This is a genomic window from Pseudomonas sp. B3G-3 (assembly GCF_028640915.1).
Taxonomy (GTDB): domain Bacteria; phylum Pseudomonadota; class Gammaproteobacteria; order Pseudomonadales; family Pseudomonadaceae; genus Aquipseudomonas; species Aquipseudomonas chlororaphis_I.
The window spans coordinates 208,199-227,701 of the sequence record NZ_JAQZAB010000064.1 but is presented as its reverse complement, the minus strand read 5'-3'; the positions used below and the strand labels follow the sequence as shown (position 1 = coordinate 227,701).

Genomic DNA, 19,503 nt, shown 5'->3' with positions numbered 1-19,503 from the left:
ACCCTGCGTGTCTACAACTGGTTCGACTACATCACCCCCAAGGCCCTGGAAGACTTCAAGGCCGAGAACAGCCAGGTCAAGCTGGTCTACGACATCTTCGACACCAACGAGGCGCTGGAGGCCAAGCTGCTGACCGGCAACTCCGGCTACGACGTGGTGGTGCCGTCCAACGTGTTCCTCGCCAAGCAGATCGAGGCCGGGGTGTTCCAGCCGCTGGACCGTAGCAAGCTGCCGAACTGGAACCACCTCGATCCCAAGCTGATGAAGCTGATCGAAGCCAACGACCCGGGCAATAAGTTCGCCGTGCCCTACATGTACGGCACCATCCTGATCGGCTTCAACCCGGCCAAGGTCAAGGCCGCCCTCGGCGAGAACGCGCCGGTGGACAGCTGGGACCTGATCTTCAAGGAAGAGAACATCAGCAAGCTCAAGCAGTGCGGCGTGGCCCTGCTCGACTCGCCGTCGGAGATCCTGCCGCTGGCCCTGCAGCACCTGGGCCTGGACCCCAACAGCAAGCAGCCGGCGGACTACGCCAAGGCCGAAGCGCTGCTGCTGAAGATCCGCCCCTACGTCACCTACTTCCATTCGTCCAAGTACATGGCCGACATCGCCAACGGCGACATCTGCGTGGCGGTGGGGTATTCCGGCAGCTTCTCCCAGGCCGCCAACCGCGCCAAGGAAGCCAAGAACGGGGTGGTGGTGGACATGCGCCTGCCCAAGGAAGGGGCGCCGATCTGGTTCGACATGCTGGCGATCCCCAAAGGCGCGAAGAACCCGGACGATGCCTACACCTTCATCAACTACCTGCTGCAACCGAAGGTAATCGCCCCGGTCAGCGACTTCGTCGGCTACCCGAACCCGAACAAGGACGCCACCGAGCGGGTCGATCCGGCGATCCGCAACAACCCCAACCTGTACCCGACCGACGCGGCGATGAGCACGCTGTACACCTTGCAGCCGCTACCCCGCGACGCGGAGCGGGCGCGGACCCGGGCCTGGACCAAGATCAAGGCCGGGACCTGATCGCCCGACGCCTGTCTGTAGGAGCGGCCGGTCGACGCTCGATTGCCCGCGATGAACGATAACGCGGTGTGGCCGATACACCGCGGTGTCCCTATCGCGGGCAAGCCTCGCTCCTACAGAAGCTAGAAGCTCAAGGTCGATTCAACACCCCGTCAGCCCTTGCGGCTGGCGTTCCTCGGCAAAGAACCACGGCCGCAGGCGCACGCCCACGCCGTTGCCGATAAAGGCCGCCACCAGCCACAACCAGCCGTGCAGGCTGCCGGACGCGATGCCGCTGAAGTAGGCGCCGATGTTGCAACCGTAGGCCAGGCGCGAACCGTAGCCCAGCAGCAAACCACCGATCACCGCCGCCACCAGCGAACGCGCAGGAATCTTCAGGCTCGGCGCGAAACGCCCGGCCAGGCCCGCCGCCAGCAAGGCGCCGAAGACGATGCCGATATCCATCACGCTGGTGATGTCCTGCCACACCGGCGCGGCCAGGGCCTTGGCGTTCGCCGCGCCCTGCCAGAACACCCAGCTGCCGACATCCACCCCCAGCCCGCTGGCGACCTTGGCGCCCCACAGGGCAAACGCCGAGGTGATGCCCCAGGGCCGTCCGGCCAGGGCCAGGGTGGCGAAGTTCAGCAAGGCCAGGGCGACCGCGCCCCACACCAGCGGCCAGGGCCCGCGTAGCACGCGGCGCCAGCCTTGGTACGCACTGTCGACCGGTGCTTCCAGCGCGCCGTGGCGGTTCTTTTCCAGGCGCACCGTGACCAGGGCAATCAAGGCGAAAAGACCCAGGCTGAGCCCCAATGCCGGCGCCACACCGAAGCGCTGCACGATGGAAACCGGCGGCAGCGACGGCAAGGCGAACCACCAGTCCACATGCTGGGTGGCGATCAGCGAACCGCAGATGAAAAACAGCAGGGTCACCAGCATCCGTGCGTTACCGCCGCCCACGGTAAACAGCGTGCCGGATGCGCAACCGCCGCCCAGTTGCATGCCGATACCGAAGATAAACGCGCCGACAATCACCGAGATCCCGGCCGGCGCCACCAGCCCCGTGACCGGCGAACCGAACAGACTGCCCGCGCCCAGGGCCGGGAAGAACAGCAGCACTGCCAGCGCCAGCATGACCATCTGCGCCCGCAGGCCGGCGCCGCGACGATCGCGGATGAACACCCGCCAGGCCGAAGTGAAACCAAAGGCGGCGTGATACAGGGTCAGGCCCAGGGCCGCGCCCAGCAGCAACAGCCACACCTGGCGCGAGCCAACCTGGGCCTGCAGGAATACAGCGCCGGCCAGCAGCACGATCAAAGCGAACAAGGGCGCGCCGAACTTGCGTTCGGGCGCCGCGGAAAGAGTCAGGCTCATAAGGGTTCTCGGCAAAGACAATGGCCGCGAGTATAGCCATCACACGCCCCAGGCCCGACGCAGACGCTCCAGGGCACAGGCGATAGCGGTCTCGGGCACAGCGGCGAAGCCCAGCACCAGCCCCGCGCGCTGGTCCCGCGGCAGCGGCGAATCCGGCAACCAGTAGTTGCTCAGGCCATTGATTTCCACATCCACCGCCGCGGCTTGCGCCACCAGCTCCTGCTCCCGGGCCAGGCTGTCCACCGGGATCGTCAGGTGCAGGCCCGCCGCCACGTTCGGCATCTTGCCCACCCCGGGAATATCCACAGGCCAGCCGGCCAGCAAGGCATTGCGCCGGCTCAAGGCGGCGCGGCGCATGCGCCGGATATGCCGCTGGAAATGCCCGGCGGCCATGAATTCGGCCATCACCGCCTGGGTGCTGACCTCGGAGTGGCGCACATCCACCGCCCGGCGCTGGGTGAAGGGCTGCACCAGCGCCGGCGGCAACACCAGGTAACCCAGGCGCAAGGCCGGGAACGCGACCTTGCCGAAGGTACCGACGTACAGCACCCGCCCCTGGCGGTCGAGGGCCGCCAAAGGTGCCAGCGGCGCCCCGCTGTAGCGGTACTCGCCGTCATAGTCGTCCTCGACTATCCAGCCGTTGCTGCGCTCGGCCCAGGCCAGCAGTTCCAGGCGCCGGGCCAGGCTCAGGGTCACCCCGGTGGGGTACTGGTGGGACGGCGTGACATAGGCCAGGCGGCAATCGCTCAGGCCCGCCAGGGCTGCACAGTCGAAGCCCTCGTTGTCCACCGCCACCCCGTGCAGGCGCGCGCCGGCAATCGCGAAGGCATGCCCCGCCGCCCGATAGCCGGGGTTTTCCACAGCCACGCCGTCGCCGGGGTTCACCAGCAACTGTGCACAAAGGCTTATGCCCTGTTGTGCACCACTGGTGATCACAATTTGTTCAGCGCTGCATTGCATACCGCGCGAACTGCGCAGGTAAGCCGCGATCAGCCCGCGCAGACGTTCTTCGCCGGCCGAATCGCCATAACACAGCTGGCCCAGATCCGGCTTGCGCCAGAAAGCCGCATTCAGCTTGGCCCAGACCTCGAACGGAAACAGATCGAAGGCCGGAATCCCCACCCGAAAAGCCCGTGGCAGACCGCTTTGCGGAGTCGACAGATGATGCTGTTCGACCCGCTCCAACGCCTCACTGTGGATAACTTTACTGGATGTAATCCCAGGTAAATTCGCGCTTTTTGTGGATAACCCTGTGGGTAAGCCTGGTGATAACCCTGTGGACACTTTTGTGGATAAATTTTTCGCCGACTTTTTGATCGGCAGCCGGCTCTCGGGCAATTGCGCCACATAGGTGCCGTCGCCGACCCGGCCTTCGATAAAACCCTCGGCGTACAGCTGGTCGTAGGCGCGCACCACGCTGTTGCGGGAAATCTCCAGAGCCGCCGCCAGATCGCGGCTGGCCGGCAGCCGCGTGCCGCTGGCCAGCCGGCCGTCCAGCACCCGCTGGCGCAACGCCTGGTACAGCTGGCGGCTGAGCCCCTGGCCGCGGTCCAGCTCGATACCGGCGGGGTTGAAGGAAAGCGGCAATGTCGGGCTGTTCATGGGCTTGCCCCTCTGAGCGGCGGGATAGAGCGATCAAATGGACCTATGAAAATGACCAAAGATGGCTCTTACAACAGACCAATAGCCTGCCTAGGATGCAGCCATTCGCCAAGGATATTTTTCCATGTACCTACCCCGCGCTTTCGCCGAAGAAGACCTGCCCACCCTGCACCAGCTGATCGGGGAAACCCGCCTGGCCACCCTGGTGACCTACGGGGAACGCGGCCTGCAGGCCAATCACCTGCCGCTGTTGTTCGCCCCGGACCAGGGCCCGTACGGCACCCTCTACGGCCATCTGGCCAGGGCCAACCCGCAATGGCAGGAACTGGCCGACGGCGCCGAGGCGCTGCTGATCTTCCAGGGCGCCGAGGCCTACGTCAGCCCGTCGCTGTACCCGAGCAAGGCCGAGCACGGCAAAGTGGTGCCGACCTGGAACTACGTGAGCGTGCATGCCTATGGCGTGGCCGAGGTGTTCCATGAGCCGCAGCGCATCCGCGAAGTGGTCAGCGCCCTGACCAACCAGCATGAAGCCGGCCGCGCCAGCCCCTGGAAATTCGAGGATGCCCCCGCCGAGTTCATGGACAGCATGCTGCGCGCCATCGTCGGCTTCGCCCTGCCGATCCAGCGCCTGGAGGGCAAACGCAAACTCAGCCAGAACCGCACCGCCGCCGACATCGACGGCGTGCGCGACGGACTGGCCGCCAGCGCCGATCCCCATGACCAGAGCATTTCCCAACTGATGCGCCAGGAGCAGCCATGAGCCAGATCCAGATCCGTCCCGTCACCGCCAATGATCACGCAGCCTGGCTGCCGCTGTGGCAGGCCTACCTGCGGTTCTACGACACCGAGTTGGCCGACGCGGTCACCCGCAGCACCTGGCAGCGCTTCCTCGATGCCGCCGAGCCGACCCACGCCGCCCTGGCCTGGGACGGCGAGCAGGCGGTGGGCATGGTGCATTTCATCTACCACCGCTCCAACTGGAGCATCGAGAATTCCTGCTACCTGCAGGATCTACTGGTGATCCCGGAGCAACGCGGCACCGGCGTCGGTCGCCAACTGATCGAATTCGTCTACGCCACCGCCAAGGCCGACGGCTGCTGCAAGGTCCACTGGCTGACCCACGAAACCAATGCCACCGCCATCCAGCTCTACGAACGGATTGCCGAACGCCCGGGTTTCATTCAATTTCGCAAAGCCCTTTAAGCGTTCAAGGAGATTCCCATGCCGACCTCACTCGCTGACTGGCAAGGCGTGCCGCCACCGTCGACCACCCTGCTCGAAGGGCGCTTCATCCGCCTGGAAAAACTCGACCCGGCGCGCCACGCCGACGACCTGTGGCAAGCCTTCCAGGGCCCGGGCGCCGACCCCAAACTGTGGGACTACCTGCCCTACGGCCCCTTTACCGAACGCAGCGCCTTCAATGACTGGCTGAACAACCACGCGGCCAACAGCGACCCGTATTTCTTCAGCGTGATCGACCGGGCCAGCGGCCAGGTGCAGGGCTTGCTCAGCCTGATGTCGATCGTCCCGGCCCAGGGCCGCATCGAGATCGGCCACGTCACCTTCGGCGCGCCCATGCAGCGTTCGCCCAAGAGCACCGAAGCGGTGTACCTGCTGGCCAAGGAAGCCTTCGCCCTGGGTTATCGCCGCCTGGAATGGAAGTGCAACAACGCCAACGCCCGCTCGCGTTATGCGGCCGAGCGCCTGGGTTTCAGCTTCGAGGGCGTGTTCCGCCAGCACATGGTGGTCAAGGGCCAGAACCGCGATACCGCCTGGTATTCGATCCTCGATTCCGAGTGGCCGAAGGTCGGCGCCGGGTTCGAGCGCTGGTTGAGCGAGGACAACCAGAGCGGTTCGGGGCAGGTGAAGGGGTTGGTGGAGTGCCGGGGGTAACGCCCTTGTCCCGTGGTGTTTGATCTGACGTCATCGCGGGCAAGCCTCGCTCCTACTAAGGCCGGGTGCTGAACCTGTAGGAGCGGCCGGTCGACGCTCGATTGCCCGCGATGCTTTTAAGTCAGCTTCTGCGCCAGCACGGCAATGTGCTCCGGCCCGATACCGCAGCAACCGCCCAGGTGGCTGGCGCCGCGTTGCCGCCAGTCGGCCGCCCACTGCAGGTAGCCCGGTGGGTCGAGGTCTTCGCGCAGCGGGTCGAGGCCATCGTTGGCCGTGGCTTCTTTCGGCTGCGGCGGGAAGGCGTTGGCATAGGCGCCGATATTGATCTTCACCCCCAGCCGCTCGAAGGTTACCCGCGCCGCGTCGATCGCCGCGCCTATCACTTCCGGCTGGCTGCAGTTGAACAGCAGGGTTTCCACCCCCAGTTCGGCGGCCACCGCCGCCGCGTCCGCCACCGGCTCGCCGGAGCGCAAGCGCGGCACCTCGTCAGGGTTCTCATCGTGCAAGGTGAACGATAGCCAGAAGGCCTTGCCGTCCTTGGGCAGGCCGGCATGGATCGCCCGCGCCTCGACCGTGGAGCTCTGGGTTTCCGCCAGCCACAGGTCGACATGCGGGGCCAGGCCGTTGACCAGCGGCGCCAGCAACTCCGCGGCGCGAGCGGCCTCGAACAGGTCCGGGCGATAGGAGCCGAACAGTGGCGGCAGCGAACCGGCGACCCGCACCGGCTTGCCGGAAGCCTGGACCGCACGCCGCGCCAGCTCGCCGGCCAGGGCCGCCAGCGCCTGCCCTTCTGCGGCAAACCGCGCTTCGCCAATGTGGAACGGCACCACCGCGTAGCTGTTGCTGGTGATGACGTCGGCACCGCTTTCGATATATGCCGCATGCACCGCTTCCACCGCCTGCGGCGCTTCGCTCAGGGCCAGCGCCGACCACTCGGGCTGCCTGAACGGCGCCCCACGGCGTTGCAGTTCACGACCCATGCCGCCATCCAGAATTACCCTGCTGTCTGCGCCCATATGCTCTTTACTCATATGCTTATGAAAATAACTCACTATCTGAGTCGTTCTTATAACTATTTAATACGCACCATTCGGTTAATAACAACCTTTTTTCTGCTCGGGACTTCCATGAATTTCAAACCGCTGCTGGCCCTCGGCCTGACGATTCTCGCTGCCTCCAGCCAGGCTTTTGCCGGCGCTACCCTGGACCGTATCGAACAGAAAAAAGAGCTGGTGGGCGTACTGATGGAAAGTTACCCGCCGTTCTCCTTCCTCAACGATCAGAACCAGCTCGATGGCTTCGACGTCGACGTGGCCAAGGCCGTGGCTGACAAACTGGGGGTGAAGCTGCGCCTGGAAACACCGTCCTGGGACGTGATCGCCGCCGGCCGCTGGAGCGGTCGCTACGACATCTGCATCTGCTCCATGACCCCGAGCAAGGCCCGCGCCGAAGTCTTCGACTTCCCGGTGCAGTACTACGCCTCGCCCGCGGTGATCGTGGTCAACGCCAAGGACGACCGTATCCACGGTGCCAAGGACCTGAGCGACAAGAAGGTCGGCCTGACCAGCGCTTCCAGCTACGAGAGCTACCTGAACAAGAACCTGGTGATCGAAGGCGCCGAGGACACCCGGTTGCAGTACCCGTTCGACAACGTACAGATCGCCCCCTACGACACCGACAACGTGGCCTTCCAGGACCTCGGCCTGGGCGCTGGCGTGCGCCTGGACGCGATCCTCACCAACCTGGTGACCGCCCAGCCGCGTCTGGCCCAGGACCCGCGCTTCAAGCTCGCCGGCGAGCCGCTGTACGCCGAGCCCAACTCGGTGGCCATCGAGAAAGGCGACGCCCAGTGGCATGCCAAGGTCCGTGAAGTGTTCGCCCAGCTGAAGCAGGACGGCACCCTGAGCAAGCTCTCGCAGAAATGGATCGGCGCCGACATCAGCCAATGACTTCTTTTTCCCAACCACCTCGGCCACCACAAACGCTGGCCGAGCCGCCGCTCAAACGCCTCTTCGGTTTCCGCACCCGCCTGTACCTGACCTGGGCGGTGCTGTTCGGCCTGTTCGCCAGTTTTTTCCTGAGCTTCGACCTGAAGTTCTCGATCATCCTCGACAAACTGCCCAACCTGCTCGGGGTGACCCTGGCCCCCAACGGCTTTCTGCAAGGCGCGGCGCTGACCCTGTTCCTCTGCCTCTGCTCGATCGCGCTGTCGTCGCTGCTGGGCTTCGTCACCGCCCTCGCCCGGCTGTCGAAAAGCGCCGTGGCCTTTGGCATCGCCAGCTTCTACGCCTCGTTCTTTCGCGGCACACCGCTGCTGATCCAGATCCTGCTGATCTATCTCGGCCTGCCGCAGCTGGGCGTGGTGCCGGGCGCCATCGCCGCGGGGATCATCGCCCTGTCGCTGAACTACGGCGCCTACCTCAGCGAGATCTTCCGCGCCGGCATCCTCGGCGTGCCTCACGGCCAGCGCGAGGCCTCCCTGGCGCTGGGCATGCGCGACAGCGTGATCTTCTGGCGCGTGACCCTGCCGCAAGCCATGCGCACCATCATTCCGCCGGCCACCAACCAGTTCATCTCGATGCTCAAGGATTCGTCGCTGATCTCGGTGATGGGCGTCTGGGAAGTGATGTTCCTGGCCCAGTCCTATGGCCGCTCCAGCTACCGCTACATCGAAATGCTCAGCACCGCGGCGATCATCTACTGGCTGCTGTCGATCGGCCTGGAACTGATCCAGGCGCGGATGGAAAGGCATTACGGCAAGGCTTACGCCCAGCGCGGTTGAAGCTCAGTTGAGCGCCGAGGGCCCGGGTATGCCCGGGCCCTTTTCCAGGCGCTCCAGATCATTGAGCAGCGAGCGGGCGCGACTGGCTTTCTGCACATTCACCACCCCCATCTGCAAACCGAAGGGCTTGAACACCGCGTTCAGCGACTTGAGGGTCGGATTGCCGTCACCGTGTTCAATGTGGATCAGGGTGCGCAGGGAAAGCCGGCACATCCTGGCGAACTGGCTCTGGTGCAGCCCCGTGACTTCGGTGCGCAGGCGCCTGACCGCATCGCCCAGCGGCAACCGGCCGGCAGCCAGCTCCTGCTGGATGTTGTCGATCAGCGCGCCGCGCTCTTCCAGGGTTGTAGTCATCGCAGTCCCCACTCCTGCAGGCGTCGGTCCAAGTGGCGCAAGTGAATGCGCGGGTGATTCAGGGTGGCATCGGGCAAGCCACTGGCGCTCAACAGGTCCGGCAGGGCCCGCAGCCGTTCGGCATCCTCCCGCAGGCGCGCCAGGGCGGCTTCAGGGTCGATCAGCGGCTTCAGGCTCGCGCACACCAGGCGCCAGTCCACGTCACCCGCCACCTCCATGCGCCCGGGCCATTTGATGGTCCGGGTAATGCCCTCGTCGTCCATGACCATGGGCGCCAGATCGTAGATTGGCGCCAGTTGCACCGCAGCTTCGGTGCGGATGATCGAGATGTTGTGTCCATGGTTGGACGAGTTGCCGAGGATCTTGTTGAGCAGATCCCGGCGCAGGTAATCCGCCACCAGCTCTGGGATCGACGACTCCTGGCCCGTGGACCGCCACAACTCGGCAAGAATCCCCAACACCTCGGTGTGCCGCATTCCCTGGCCATGGCCCACCAGCCCCGCCAGGGAATAGATCGACTCCACCGCCAGGCGCTCGACACCCGCCTGCGTCACCCGGCGGTCAAAGCGCTGCATCCAGAGGCTGGGCCTGGGCCCCTCTTCCAGGGCTAGGCCCTCGGCCGGCAGCGTATCGATGCCCAGTTGCTGCAGCGCCCGGTAATAGTGGAACTCGCTCCTGAGGATGTCGCCGGCATTCTGCGTGGCCGGGTTACGCGGGAACTTCACCCACCAGTGGCGCGCCGCCGAGACATCGTCGAGCAGTGCGTCGGGGTACAGCAGGCCCTCAGGGTTCTGTGTCAGCAACAGCCTGGGGGCCTGGTCACCGATGCTCGCGGTACCGCCGAAAGCCACGCCCTGCTCATGGGCGTACTCGAGAAAGCGGTTATCGAGGGCGATCACCTGGTCCCGGGAAAACCCCAGCGCCGGACGCCGGCGCAGCCCCGCCAGCGACTCCTTGACCCGCAGGTTGCCGAGGGGCGCCGCCGTGGAGCGGGCCAACAGGAACAATTCGACGCCCATGCCGTCCGGCCGCTCGTGGCCAATCTGGCGCAGCAGGAAGCGCCCGGCCGCCGCTGTCGGGGCAAGGTCATAGAGAAAGGCCGGGGCCCGGTCTTCGCGCCAAGGCTCCCAACCCAATGGGATCTGCGCACTGACCGACCGGGCCAGCGGACTGCCAACAGCCTCCAGGTTATCCACCAGGTACTGCTGCACATAACCAAAACTGCAGGGGCTGGCGAAGCCCTGTTCAGGCCTGTCGAAGGTCAGGGTCATGGCGTCGCTCCATGCCCCTGCGCGGTAGAGCTGCAACGTCAGCCGAAGCACTGTATCACCTGCAATTTGATGCACTTTCAATGAGCCGCATGGCAATTACGTGCATTCTAATGCAGATAGATTAACTTCAGGATGAAATAAGTGTATTAAATTGCACTTAACTAACATCCTCCCAAAGGCTGAAAATGCCCCCTCAGGCGGCTTGCGGCGGCACGCCGGACTGTTCCGCCAGCGCCCGGCAACAGGCAAAAAAAGGGAGGCCGTAGCCCCCCCGAGGTAAAACGTTGCAGATGAAGGCCTGAACTCAGCCTTCGATCTCGATCAGGATTTCGCCCGGGTTGACCCGGTCGCCCTTGGCCACGTGGATGGCGGTGACCTTGCCGGCGATGGCCGCCTGGACTTCGGTTTCCATCTTCATGGCTTCGGTGATCAATACGGCCTGGCCGGCTTTGACGGTGTCGCCTTCCTTGACCAGCACGTCGACGATGTTGCCCGGCATGGTGGTGCTGACGTGGCCCGGCGCGCTAGCCTGCTTGCGCTTGCTGCTGCCGCTGCCGACGAACTCGTTGAGCGGCTCGAACACCACTTCTTCCGGCATGCCGTCGATGGACAGGTAGAAGTGGCGCTTGCCTTCGGCCTTCACCCCGACACCGGTGATGTCGACGCGGTAGGTCTCGCCGTGCACGTCGATGACGAACTCGGTCGGTACGCCTTCGCCGCCGGCCGAGCTCACGCCGCCCGCTTCCGGAATCGGCAGCAGCACTTCCGGCGTCAGGGTGCCGGCTTCACGCTCTTCGAGGAACTTGCGCCCGATGTCCGGGAACATGGCGTAGGTCAGCACGTCTTCTTCGGACTTGGCCAGGGCGCCGATGTCATTGCGCAACTTGGTCATTTCCGGCTTCAGCAGGTCGGCCGGGCGCACGTCGATCGCATCGATGCTGCCAATGGCCTGGCGCCGCAGCTTCTCGTCCACCGCGCCCGGCGCCTTGCCGTAGCCGCCTTGCAGGTACAGCTTCACCTCGTTGGTGATGGTCTTGTAACGCTCGCCGGCCAGCACGTTGAAGAACGCCTGGGTGCCGACGATCTGCGAAGTCGGGGTCACCAGCGGCGGGTAGCCGAGGTCGTGACGTACCCGCGGGATCTCCGCCAGCACTTCGTTCATGCGGTTCAGGGCGCCCTGCTCCTTGAGCTGGTTGGCCAGGTTGGAAATCATCCCGCCCGGCACCTGGTTGACCTGCACCCGGGTATCGACCGCGGTGAACTCGCTTTCGAACTGGTGGTACTTCTTGCGCACGGCGTAGAAGTACAGGCCGATTTCCTGCAACAGTTCCAGGTCCAGGCCGGTGTCGAATTCGCTGCCTTTGAGGGCGGCGACCATCGACTCGGTGCCCGGGTGGCTGGTGCCCCAGGCGAAGCTGGAGATCGCGGTGTCGATGTGGTCGGCACCGTTCTCGATGGCCTTGAGCTGACACATCGCGGCCAAACCAGCAGTGTCATGCGAGTGGACGAACACCGGCAGCGACTGCTCGGCCTTCAGCGCCTTGACCAGCTCGCCGGTGGCGTAAGGGGTCAGCAGGCCGGCCATGTCCTTGATCGCCACCGAGTCGCAACCCATGGATTCCATCTGCTTGGCCTGGGCCACGAACGCCTCGATGGTGTGCACCGGGCTGGTGGTGTAGGCGATGGTGCCCTGGGCGTGCTTGCCGGCGGCTTTCACCGCTTCGATGGCCACTCGCAGGTTACGCACGTCGTTCATCGCGTCGAAGATGCGGAACACGTCGATGCCGTTGACCGCCGCCTTGGCAACGAAGGCCTTGACCACGTCGTCGCTGTAATGGCGGTAGCCCAGCAGGTTCTGCCCGCGCAGGAGCATTTGCAGGCGGGTGTTGGGCAACGCGGCGCGCAGTTTGCGCAGGCGCTCCCACGGGTCTTCCTTGAGGAAGCGCACGCAGGCGTCGAAGGTCGCGCCGCCCCAGACTTCCAGCGACCAGTAGCCGACTTTGTCGAGCTTGTCGCAGATCGGCAGCATGTCTTCGGTGCGCATGCGGGTCGCCAACAGCGATTGATGGGCGTCGCGCAGGATGGTGTCAGTAACAAAGATCTTCTTGGACATTCTTATCTCCTCATAGCGACAAGCTTCAAGCTACAAGCCGCAAGAAAAAGCTGATCTGCTTCTACTTGCAGCTTGCCGCTCACAGCTTGCCGCTGCATTCAAAGGCCTGCGTGGGCGGCGATGGCGGCGGCGATGGCCAGGGCCAGCTCTTCGGGTTTGCGCTTGATCGAGTAGTTGGTCAGTTCAGGGTGGCTCTCGACGAAGCTGGTGTTGAACTGGCCGCTACGGAATTCCGGGTTACGCAGGATTTCCTGGTAATACGCGGCGGTGGTCTTGACCCCTTGCAGGCGCATGTCGTCCAGGGCGCGCAAGCCACGGTCCATCGCCTCTTCCCAGGTCAGGGCCCAGACCACCAGCTTCAGGCACATGGAGTCGTAGAACGGCGGAATGGTGTAGCCGGTGTAGATCGCCGTGTCGGTACGCACGCCAGGGCCGCCGGGCGCGTAGTAACGGGTGATCTTGCCGAAGCTCGGCAGGAAGTTGTTTTTCGGGTCTTCGGCGTTGATCCGGAACTGCAGGGCGAAACCACGGTGATGGATGTCTTCCTGCTTCACCGAAAGCGGCAGGCCGGAAGCGATGCGGATCTGTTCGCGAACGATGTCGATGCCGGTGATTTCCTCGGTGATGGTGTGTTCCACCTGCACCCGGGTGTTCATCTCCATGAAGTACACCTCGCCGTCGGCGAGCAGGAACTCCACGGTACCGGCGTTCTCGTAGCCCACGGCCTTGGCCGCACGCACCGACAGGTCGCCGATGTAGGCGCGCTGTTCCGGGGTCAGTTGCGGGCTCGGGGCGATCTCGATGAGTTTCTGGTTGCGGCGCTGGATCGAGCAGTCGCGCTCGAACAGGTGCACCACGTTGCCGAAGCTGTCGCCGAGGATCTGCGCCTCGATGTGCTTGGGGTTGACGATGCACTTTTCCAGGAACACTTCGGCGGAGCCGAACGCCTTGGTCGCCTCGGAAATCACCCGAGGGAAGGCCTGTTCCAGTTCGTCCCGGCTGTTGCAGCGACGAATGCCGCGGCCGCCACCGCCGGACGTAGCCTTGAGCATCACCGGGTAACCGATGCGGTCGCCTTCGCTCAGGGCTTCGTGGATATCGGCGACGTTGCCTTCGGTGCCCGGGGTAACCGGCACGCCAGCCTTGATCATGCTGCGGCGGGCTTCGGTCTTGTCGCCCATGCGGCGAATCACTTCAGCCGATGGACCTATGAATTTGATTCCACGTTCGGCGCAGATGTCCGCCAGTTCGGCGTTTTCCGAAAGGAAGCCGTAGCCGGGGTGCAGTGCGTCGCAGCCGGTTTCCACTGCCAGGTTCACCAGCTTGCGCGGGTTCAGGTAGCCGGCCAGGGGTTCGGCACCGATGCTGTGGGCTTCATCCGCGCGCTTCACATGCAGGGCATGGCGATCGGCGTCGGAGAAGATCGCGACCGAGCGAATGCCCATCTCGGCGCAGGCACGCACGATTCGTACGGCAATCTCACCACGGTTGGCGATCAGGATCTTTTTTATCACTTGGAGGTACCCTTGAGCCGTTGGAACAGACGACCCGCTAGACCGGGTCGGCGCGTGACCAAATGTTTCAAGCCAGTCGCAGGCCCACACTATTCCTGTCGATGAATTAACAAAAATCAATAATTATTGGGTCGCTCATAAGCAAAGACTTATAGTTGATCCGACAGCCCTCGGCGCGAGACCTTAGATAATGCGTAAGTCCTTGATGCGTATGACATTACGCCAATTGCAGATTTTCAATGAGGTCTGCGATCTGCGCTCCTACAGCCGGGCGGCCGACGAAATGTCTCTCACCCAGCCCGCTGTCAGCCTGCAGATTCGCCAGCTGGAAGAGCTGATCGGCCAGCCCTTGTTCGATTACGTCGGCAAGAAGCTCTACATGACCGAGGCCGCCGAGGCGCTGCAGCGGGCCAGCCGCGACATCTTCGGACGCCTGGAGAACCTCGACATGCAGCTGTCGGACATGCAGGGTTCCTTGCAGGGCCAGCTGAAGCTGGCGGTGGAATCCAGCGCCAAGTACTTCGTGCCGCACCTGTTCGCCGCCTTCAAGCGCCAGCACCCTGAGGTCAACCTGCAACTGACGGTGGTCAACCGGGGCCAGGTGATCCGCCGCCTCTCGGACAACCGCGACGACCTGGTGATCATGTCGATGGTCCCGCAGGACATGGGCCTGGAATTCCTGCCGTTCCTCAACAACCCGATCGTCGCCGTGGCGCCGCCCGACCACCCGCTGTGCCACCTGGGGCCGCTGCGCCTGCAGGACCTGGAGCCCTACAACCTGCTGGTGCGCGAACAGGGTTCGGGCACGCGCCTGGCCTGCGAGGAGTATTTCAAGGAAAAGCGCGTGCACTTCACCCAGACCCTGGAAGTGTCGTCGGCCGAGGCGCAGCGCGAGTGTGTGCTGGCGGGTCTGGGCGTGGCGCTGTTGACGCGCCACGCCCTGAACCTTGAGTTGGCGACCGGGGGACTCGTCGAGTTGCCGGTCGAAGAGCTGCCGTTGTATCGCAGCTGGTGCCTGGTGCAGGCCAAGGCTAAACGCCTGTCACCGGTAGCGCATGCGTTCCTGGGGTTTATCCGCAGCGAACGGGTGCAGATCAGCGGGCTTGTTGAACGTTTTGACGGGAAGCTGCCGAGGCTGCCTGCCAGTAATTGACGGCGTCCAGCTCGGGGTAGTCGTTGATTTCCTGCTGCAGACGGCGCAGCTCACAGCGATGTTCGATCGCGCGGCGAAATTCCATGCGGCGCTGGTCTTCCTGCTGACGACGGGTTTTGACTGCGCTGCTGCTCTCTTCGTAAGGCCGGGCCATTTCGAGTCTCCCAATGCGAGTACGGGAGCTTCACGATGGACGTCAGGCGTTACGGTTTGGCGGCGGCTCCATGACAGGACGATGAAAGCTGCCGTATGACGCCCGATTCCCTTGTAGGAGCGAGCTTGCTCGCGATAGCCGCGAAGCGGCGGTTCATCCCGCGACACCGCATCATTGTTGATGATTGTTCGCGAGCAAGCTCGCTCCTACAGGAGGACGCCCGACGATGAGGTGCAGCGTTCAATCGTCAAGCGCTTTGACCGACTTGGGCGACAGGCGCAGGCTGCGAAGGCTGCGCTTGACGCTCTTGAGGTGGTTGACCAGGCTCGGGCCGCGGGCCATGGCCACGCCCATCGCCAGGACGTCGATCACCACCAGGTGGGCGATACGCGAGGTCAGCGGGGTGTAGATCTCGGTGTCTTCGTGCACGTCGATCGCCAGGTTCACGGTCGACAGCTCGGCCAGCGGGGTCTGGCTCGGGCACAGGGTGATCAGCGAGGCGCCGCTTTCACGCACCAGGTTGGCGGTGATCAGCAGGTCCTTGGAACGCCCGGACTGGGAAATGCAGATCGCCACGTCGGTGGGCTTGAGGGTCACCGCCGACATTGCCTGCATATGCGGGTCGGAATAGGCCGCCGCGGTCAGCAGCAGGCGGAAGAACTTGTGCTGGGCATCCGCCGCCACCGCGCCGGAAGCGCCGAAGCCGTAGAACTCCACGCGCTGGGCCTGGGACATGAGGGTCACCGCCCGCTGCAACTCCACCGGATCGAGCTTCTCGCGAACCTCCATCAGGGTGTGCAGGGTGGTGTCGAAGATCTTCAGGCTGTAGTCGGCGACCGAGTCGTCTTCATGAATCGCGAACTGGCCGAAGCTCGCCCCGGCAGCCAGGCTCTGGGCCAGCTTGAGCTTCAGGTCCTGGAAACCCGAGCAGCCGATGGCCCGGCAGAAGCGCACAATGGTCGGCTCGCTGATACCCACGCTGTGGGCCAGGTCGGCCATGGAACTGTGCATCACAGCCGCAGGGTCGAGCAGCACATGATCGGCGACCTTGAGCTCCGACTTGCGCAAGAGATGGCGTGATTGGGCGATGTGCTGCAACAGATTCAAAGGGCTGGACTCGTTGTTATGGGGCAGACGCCCAAGGATGTAGCAATTTTGTAGTTATACTACATGAATTCGCTTTTTGCCTGCTCAATGCGTAACTGAATCACCTTTGCACCCCACTGTTTCAGCCTCGCGTGCTCTTTGTAGCTGCTGGCGCAGCCCACGCTCACACTGGGCTGTATCGCCACCGCTGCTTCGGTGAAAGCCGAATCTCGGATATTCCTGAAAACCTCTTGCTCCCTTGCGATTGCTACAAGGTCTCGGCCCTCAATAGCGCCGCCAGGCCCTCGGCTTCCACCGGCCGGCTGATCAGGTAGCCCTGCACCTCATCGCATTTCTGCTCCTTGAGAAACGCCAGCTGCCCCGGATGTTCCACCCCTTCGGCCACCACCTTCAGCGACAGCCCGTGGGCCATGGCGATGATCGCCCGGGTGATCGCCGCGTCGGCACCGCCTTCGCTCAGGCCGCGGATGAACGCCTGGTCGATCTTCACGTAGTCCACCGGAATCCGCTTGAGGTAACTCAGCGAGGAATAACCGGTGCCGAAGTCGTCGATGGCCAGCTTCACCCCCAGGTCACGCAGTTGCTGGAAGGTCGAAACGATGTGTTCGACGCTGTCGAGCAGGTGGCTTTCGGTCAGCTCCAGCTCAAGGAAATGCGGTGCCAGCCCGGTCTCTTCCAGCACGCTGCGCACCAGGCTGACCAGCTTGCCCTGGCGCAACTGATGCACCGACAGGTTCACCGACACCCGAATCGCCGGCAGCCCCTGGCGCTGCCACTCACAGGCTTGCCAGCAAGCCTGGCGCAATACGAATTCGCCGATCGGGCCGATCAGCCCGATCTCCTCCGCGAGGCCGATAAAGTCCCCCGGCGGCACCCGCCCCAGGTCGGGATGGTCCCAGCGCACCAGGGCTTCGGCGGCATTCAGGCGGCCGGTGGCGAGGCACAGTTTCGGCTGGTAGAACACCTTCAGCTGGCTCTCCTCGACCGCCTTGCGCAGCTGGTTCTCCAATTGCAGGCGCTCCAGGGTGCTGGCTTGCAGGCTGGCGGTGTAGAACTGGAAGTTGTTGCCGCCCAGGTGCTTGGCGTGTTGCATGGCGATGTTCGCCTGGCTGATCAGCGCCGGAATTTCCCGCGCGCTGTCGGGCAGCATGCTGATGCCCATGGAGGCGCTGACCACCAGCTCATGGCCTTCCACGGTGATCGGCAAACGCAGCTTCGCCGACAGGCGGGTGGCCACCCGGGTCAGGCTCGACAGGCTGCCATAGGCGTCGAACAGCACCGCGAACTCATCGCCGGACAACCGGGCAATGGTGTCGGCTTCCGGCAGCGCATTGACCAGTCGCCGCGCCATTTTCTGCAACAGTTGGTCGGCGACGTCGTGGCCCAGGCTGTCGTTGAGCAGCTTGAAACGGTCCAGGTTGATATGCACCAGGGCCAGGCTGCGGCCGCCCTGGCGCATCCGTTGATGGGCTTCGCGCAAGCGTTCGCGGAACAGCGAACGGTTGGCCAGGCCGGTGAGTTCGTCGTAATGGGTCAGGTAGCGCATGCGCTCTTCGGATTCGCGCCGCGCCGACAGATCGGCGAAGAAGCCCACAATATGACTGATATTTCCCCGCGTATCGCGCACCACATTCAACTGCAGCCACTGCGGGTACAGCTCGCCGTTCTTGCGCGCCTCCACCAGTTCGCCCTGCCAGCTGCCGTGCTGTTCGAGAGCCTGATGAATCACCGGATAGTGCCGCCGCGCGTCGCGGCTGCATGGCAGGTCGACCACATTGCGCCCGAGCATGTCCTCGATCTGGTAACCGGTGACCCGGCTGAACGCCTGGTTGGCCGCCAGCAGCACGTAATCCGGGTCGAGAATCACGATACCTTCGCTGGCCGCCTCGAACACCATCGCCGACAAGCGTTGTTGCTCTTCCTGCTGCTTGCTGGCGCTGATATCACGCCGGGTGCCGACCATACGCAGCACCCGTCCGCCGGGGCCGCGCTCCACGGCGCGCCCACGGTCCTCGATCCAGACCCAGTGGCCATCGCCGTGGCGCACGCGGTATTCCACCAGGTAATCCTCGGTGCGCCCCTTCAGGTGCTCAACCAGCGCGCGCTTGAGCAGCGGCAGGTCTTCGGGGTGCAGCAGCGGCTTGAGGTGGCTGAGCATCGCCCGCACGAACTCCGGCTCCAGGCCGAACAGCTCCTTGATATGGCTGTGATGGACCTCGTCGGTCTGCAGATTCCAGTCCCACAGCCCCAGCTGACTGGCCTTCAGGGCCAGGGCCAGGCGCGCCTCGCTCTTGCTCAGGGCCTGGTTGGCCGCGTCCAGCTCAAGGCTGCGCTGGGCCACCCGGCTTTCCAGGCCGACCTGGGCTTCGCGCAACTCTTCTTCGGCGCGGCGGCGCTGCTCGACTTCCCGCAGCAGCTCGCTGTTGAGCTGTTCGCTACGGCTCTGCGCCTGTTGCAGATGTTCGATCAGGGCCTGGTTCTGGAAGCGCCGCAGCAAGCCCATCTGGATCAAACGGTTGACCTGCCAGGCCACCACGCTCAGCGACACCAGCAGGATCAAGCCCAGCCAGCCCCAGCCTCGCTGCTGCTCGTCGCCGCCCCAGAACAGGTAGCCGATCGCCGGTAGCAAACAGGGCAAGGTAAAGGACAGGAAGGCCGGCAGGCTGACCGCATAGGCCACGCTGGCCGAAAGGATCGCCGCGCCGATCAGGCCGAAGACCCAGGCCTGCTGCAGGAAATTGTCGGTGGGCATCAGGGCGATGCCGGCGCAGGCCAGGGTCAGGCCGCTGACGGCGGAGCCGAGCAGGAACATGCGGCGCCAGACCGGTTGCGCCTGGCGGCTGGGAATCGCCGAGTCGAACGCCGCCACCTGGATCACCCGCAGGGCGACCAGGGCCAGCAGCCAGACCATCCACACGCTGACCAGCCAATAACGCTCGGGGCTCCACAGCAGCCAGGCGCAGACCAGGCCGTTGAGCAGCATGAACAGAGTGGGCAACAGGGAGCCCTGATAAAGCAGGCGCGTGCGCTCTACCGCCATCTCCATGGCGTATTGCTTGCGAACAACCCGAGGCTCCACGAAGGGTCCGGACGGGCCAGTGCTGAGTGTCATAGGCAGTGTTCTTATAATGATTGAGCCCGAAACGTCGCCGGAGCATACACAAGCAACCGCCCGGACCAAACA

At 64.2% G+C, this 19,503-nt stretch carries 16 protein-coding genes and 1 pseudogene; 7 read left to right on the top strand and 10 right to left on the bottom strand.

The window, feature by feature from the left end; translation table 11 throughout:
* Window positions 1-1,023 (top strand): polyamine ABC transporter substrate-binding protein (locus PVZ80_RS04980; protein ID WP_273863485.1); only part of this gene is annotated, 1,023 nt, incomplete at its 5' end.
* A gap of 141 nt (window positions 1,024-1,164) precedes the next feature.
* Here the strand turns inward: PVZ80_RS04980 and PVZ80_RS04975 are convergent.
* Together PVZ80_RS04975 and pdxR are read right to left on the bottom strand one after the other, a co-directional pair.
* Window positions 1,165-2,376, bottom strand: a complete 1,212-nt coding sequence (locus PVZ80_RS04975) for a YeeE/YedE family protein (RefSeq protein WP_016704009.1) — start codon at window positions 2,374-2,376, stop codon at window positions 1,165-1,167.
* A gap of 39 nt (window positions 2,377-2,415) precedes the next feature.
* A complete protein-coding gene (gene pdxR, locus PVZ80_RS04970; protein WP_273863484.1) occupies window positions 2,416-3,978 on the bottom strand; it encodes a MocR-like pyridoxine biosynthesis transcription factor PdxR in 1,563 nt (520 codons plus the stop codon).
* Between the two features lie 124 nt (window positions 3,979-4,102).
* Between pdxR and PVZ80_RS04965 the strand changes: the two genes are divergently transcribed.
* The 3 genes from PVZ80_RS04965 to PVZ80_RS04955 are packed head-to-tail and all read left to right on the top strand — an operon-like array spanning window position 4,103 to window position 5,871.
* Entirely contained in the window at window positions 4,103-4,738 is a 636-nt protein-coding gene (locus PVZ80_RS04965; protein WP_103331572.1) for an FMN-binding negative transcriptional regulator, read from the top strand.
* Complete coding sequence (locus PVZ80_RS04960) at window positions 4,735-5,181, top strand: GNAT family N-acetyltransferase (RefSeq protein ID WP_009051622.1); 447 nt, start codon at window positions 4,735-4,737, stop codon at window positions 5,179-5,181. Before PVZ80_RS04965 ends, PVZ80_RS04960 begins: the two co-directional genes overlap by 4 nt.
* Window positions 5,182-5,199: 18 nt before the next feature.
* Entirely contained in the window at window positions 5,200-5,871 is a 672-nt protein-coding gene (locus PVZ80_RS04955) for a GNAT family N-acetyltransferase (protein WP_009051623.1), read from the top strand.
* 116 nt (window positions 5,872-5,987) lie between these two features.
* Here PVZ80_RS04955 and PVZ80_RS04950 read toward each other — a convergent pair whose 3' ends face one another.
* Complete coding sequence (locus PVZ80_RS04950; protein ID WP_009051624.1) at window positions 5,988-6,887, bottom strand: homocysteine S-methyltransferase family protein; 900 nt, start codon at window positions 6,885-6,887, stop codon at window positions 5,988-5,990.
* 111 nt (window positions 6,888-6,998) lie between these two features.
* Between PVZ80_RS04950 and PVZ80_RS04945 the strand changes: the two genes are divergently transcribed.
* Both PVZ80_RS04945 and PVZ80_RS04940 read left to right on the top strand, forming a co-directional pair.
* Window positions 6,999-7,820 carry an ABC transporter substrate-binding protein gene (locus PVZ80_RS04945; protein ID WP_009051625.1) on the top strand — a complete coding sequence of 274 codons (822 nt, stop codon included), beginning with the start codon at window positions 6,999-7,001 and terminating at the stop codon, window positions 7,818-7,820.
* On the top strand, window positions 7,817-8,653 hold the full coding sequence (locus tag PVZ80_RS04940) for an amino acid ABC transporter permease (protein WP_028683631.1): 837 nt from the start codon (window positions 7,817-7,819) through the stop codon (window positions 8,651-8,653). Before PVZ80_RS04945 ends, PVZ80_RS04940 begins: the two co-directional genes overlap by 4 nt.
* A 90-nt stretch (window positions 8,654-8,743) precedes the next feature.
* On the opposite strand, the pseudogene PVZ80_RS04935 reads toward PVZ80_RS04940, so the two are convergent.
* From PVZ80_RS04935 to PVZ80_RS04920, 4 genes and pseudogenes are all read right to left on the bottom strand, one after another.
* A pseudogene (locus PVZ80_RS04935) lies at window positions 8,744-9,007 on the bottom strand (helix-turn-helix domain-containing protein); the annotation flags it as partial.
* Window positions 9,004-10,278 (bottom strand): type II toxin-antitoxin system HipA family toxin, encoded by a 1,275-nt coding sequence (locus tag PVZ80_RS04930; protein ID WP_009051628.1) that lies wholly within the window; start codon window positions 10,276-10,278, stop codon window positions 9,004-9,006. The gene PVZ80_RS04930 and the pseudogene PVZ80_RS04935, both read right to left, overlap by 4 nt.
* Window positions 10,279-10,582: 304 nt before the next feature.
* Window positions 10,583-12,391, bottom strand: a complete 1,809-nt coding sequence (oadA, locus tag PVZ80_RS04925) for a sodium-extruding oxaloacetate decarboxylase subunit alpha (protein WP_009051629.1) — start codon at window positions 12,389-12,391, stop codon at window positions 10,583-10,585.
* Between the two features lie 98 nt (window positions 12,392-12,489).
* On the bottom strand, window positions 12,490-13,905 hold the full coding sequence (locus PVZ80_RS04920) for an acetyl-CoA carboxylase biotin carboxylase subunit (RefSeq protein ID WP_007927582.1): 1,416 nt from the start codon (window positions 13,903-13,905) through the stop codon (window positions 12,490-12,492).
* A 190-nt stretch (window positions 13,906-14,095) separates the two neighbouring features.
* Here PVZ80_RS04920 and PVZ80_RS04915 point away from each other — a divergent pair, with 190 nt between their 5' ends.
* Window positions 14,096-15,058: a LysR family transcriptional regulator gene (locus tag PVZ80_RS04915; protein WP_028683627.1), complete on the top strand. Its 963-nt coding sequence runs from the start codon at window positions 14,096-14,098 to the stop codon at window positions 15,056-15,058.
* Here PVZ80_RS04915 and PVZ80_RS04910 read toward each other — a convergent pair.
* The 3 genes from PVZ80_RS04910 to PVZ80_RS04900 all read right to left on the bottom strand — a co-directional run bounded on the left by PVZ80_RS04910 (window position 15,000) and on the right by PVZ80_RS04900 (window position 19,431).
* Window positions 15,000-15,212, bottom strand: a complete 213-nt coding sequence (locus PVZ80_RS04910) for a PA3496 family putative envelope integrity protein (protein WP_007927592.1) — start codon at window positions 15,210-15,212, stop codon at window positions 15,000-15,002. The genes PVZ80_RS04915 and PVZ80_RS04910 overlap by 59 nt on opposite strands.
* 240 nt (window positions 15,213-15,452) lie before the next feature.
* Window positions 15,453-16,319 (bottom strand): transcriptional regulator HexR, encoded by an 867-nt coding sequence (gene hexR, locus PVZ80_RS04905; RefSeq protein ID WP_007927594.1) that lies wholly within the window; start codon window positions 16,317-16,319, stop codon window positions 15,453-15,455.
* Window positions 16,320-16,566: 247 nt separating this feature from the next.
* Window positions 16,567-19,431, bottom strand: coding sequence for a putative bifunctional diguanylate cyclase/phosphodiesterase (locus PVZ80_RS04900; protein WP_273863483.1), 2,865 nt, complete (start codon window positions 19,429-19,431; stop codon window positions 16,567-16,569).
* Window positions 19,432-19,503 lie beyond the last annotated feature (72 nt).

Excerpts from the sequence above, each read along its gene's own strand:
- PVZ80_RS04975 (WP_016704009.1), bottom strand. The coding sequence starts at position 2,376 with ATGAGCCTGACTCTTTCCGCGGCGCCCGAACGCAAGTTCGGCGCGCCC.
- pdxR (WP_273863484.1), bottom strand. The coding sequence starts at position 3,978 with ATGAACAGCCCGACATTGCCGCTTTCCTTCAACCCCGCCGGTATCGAG.
- PVZ80_RS04965 (WP_103331572.1), top strand. The coding sequence starts at position 4,103 with ATGTACCTACCCCGCGCTTTCGCCGAAGAAGACCTGCCCACCCTGCAC.
- PVZ80_RS04960 (WP_009051622.1), top strand. The coding sequence starts at position 4,735 with ATGAGCCAGATCCAGATCCGTCCCGTCACCGCCAATGATCACGCAGCC.
- PVZ80_RS04955 (WP_009051623.1), top strand. The coding sequence starts at position 5,200 with ATGCCGACCTCACTCGCTGACTGGCAAGGCGTGCCGCCACCGTCGACC.
- PVZ80_RS04950 (WP_009051624.1), bottom strand. The coding sequence starts at position 6,887 with ATGGGCGCAGACAGCAGGGTAATTCTGGATGGCGGCATGGGTCGTGAA.
- PVZ80_RS04945 (WP_009051625.1), top strand. The coding sequence starts at position 6,999 with ATGAATTTCAAACCGCTGCTGGCCCTCGGCCTGACGATTCTCGCTGCC.
- PVZ80_RS04940 (WP_028683631.1), top strand. The coding sequence starts at position 7,817 with ATGACTTCTTTTTCCCAACCACCTCGGCCACCACAAACGCTGGCCGAG.
- PVZ80_RS04930 (WP_009051628.1), bottom strand. The coding sequence starts at position 10,278 with ATGACCCTGACCTTCGACAGGCCTGAACAGGGCTTCGCCAGCCCCTGC.
- oadA (WP_009051629.1), bottom strand. The coding sequence starts at position 12,391 with ATGTCCAAGAAGATCTTTGTTACTGACACCATCCTGCGCGACGCCCAT.
- PVZ80_RS04915 (WP_028683627.1), top strand. The coding sequence starts at position 14,096 with ATGCGTAAGTCCTTGATGCGTATGACATTACGCCAATTGCAGATTTTC.
- PVZ80_RS04910 (WP_007927592.1), bottom strand. The coding sequence starts at position 15,212 with ATGGCCCGGCCTTACGAAGAGAGCAGCAGCGCAGTCAAAACCCGTCGT.
- PVZ80_RS04900 (WP_273863483.1), bottom strand. The coding sequence starts at position 19,431 with ATGACACTCAGCACTGGCCCGTCCGGACCCTTCGTGGAGCCTCGGGTT.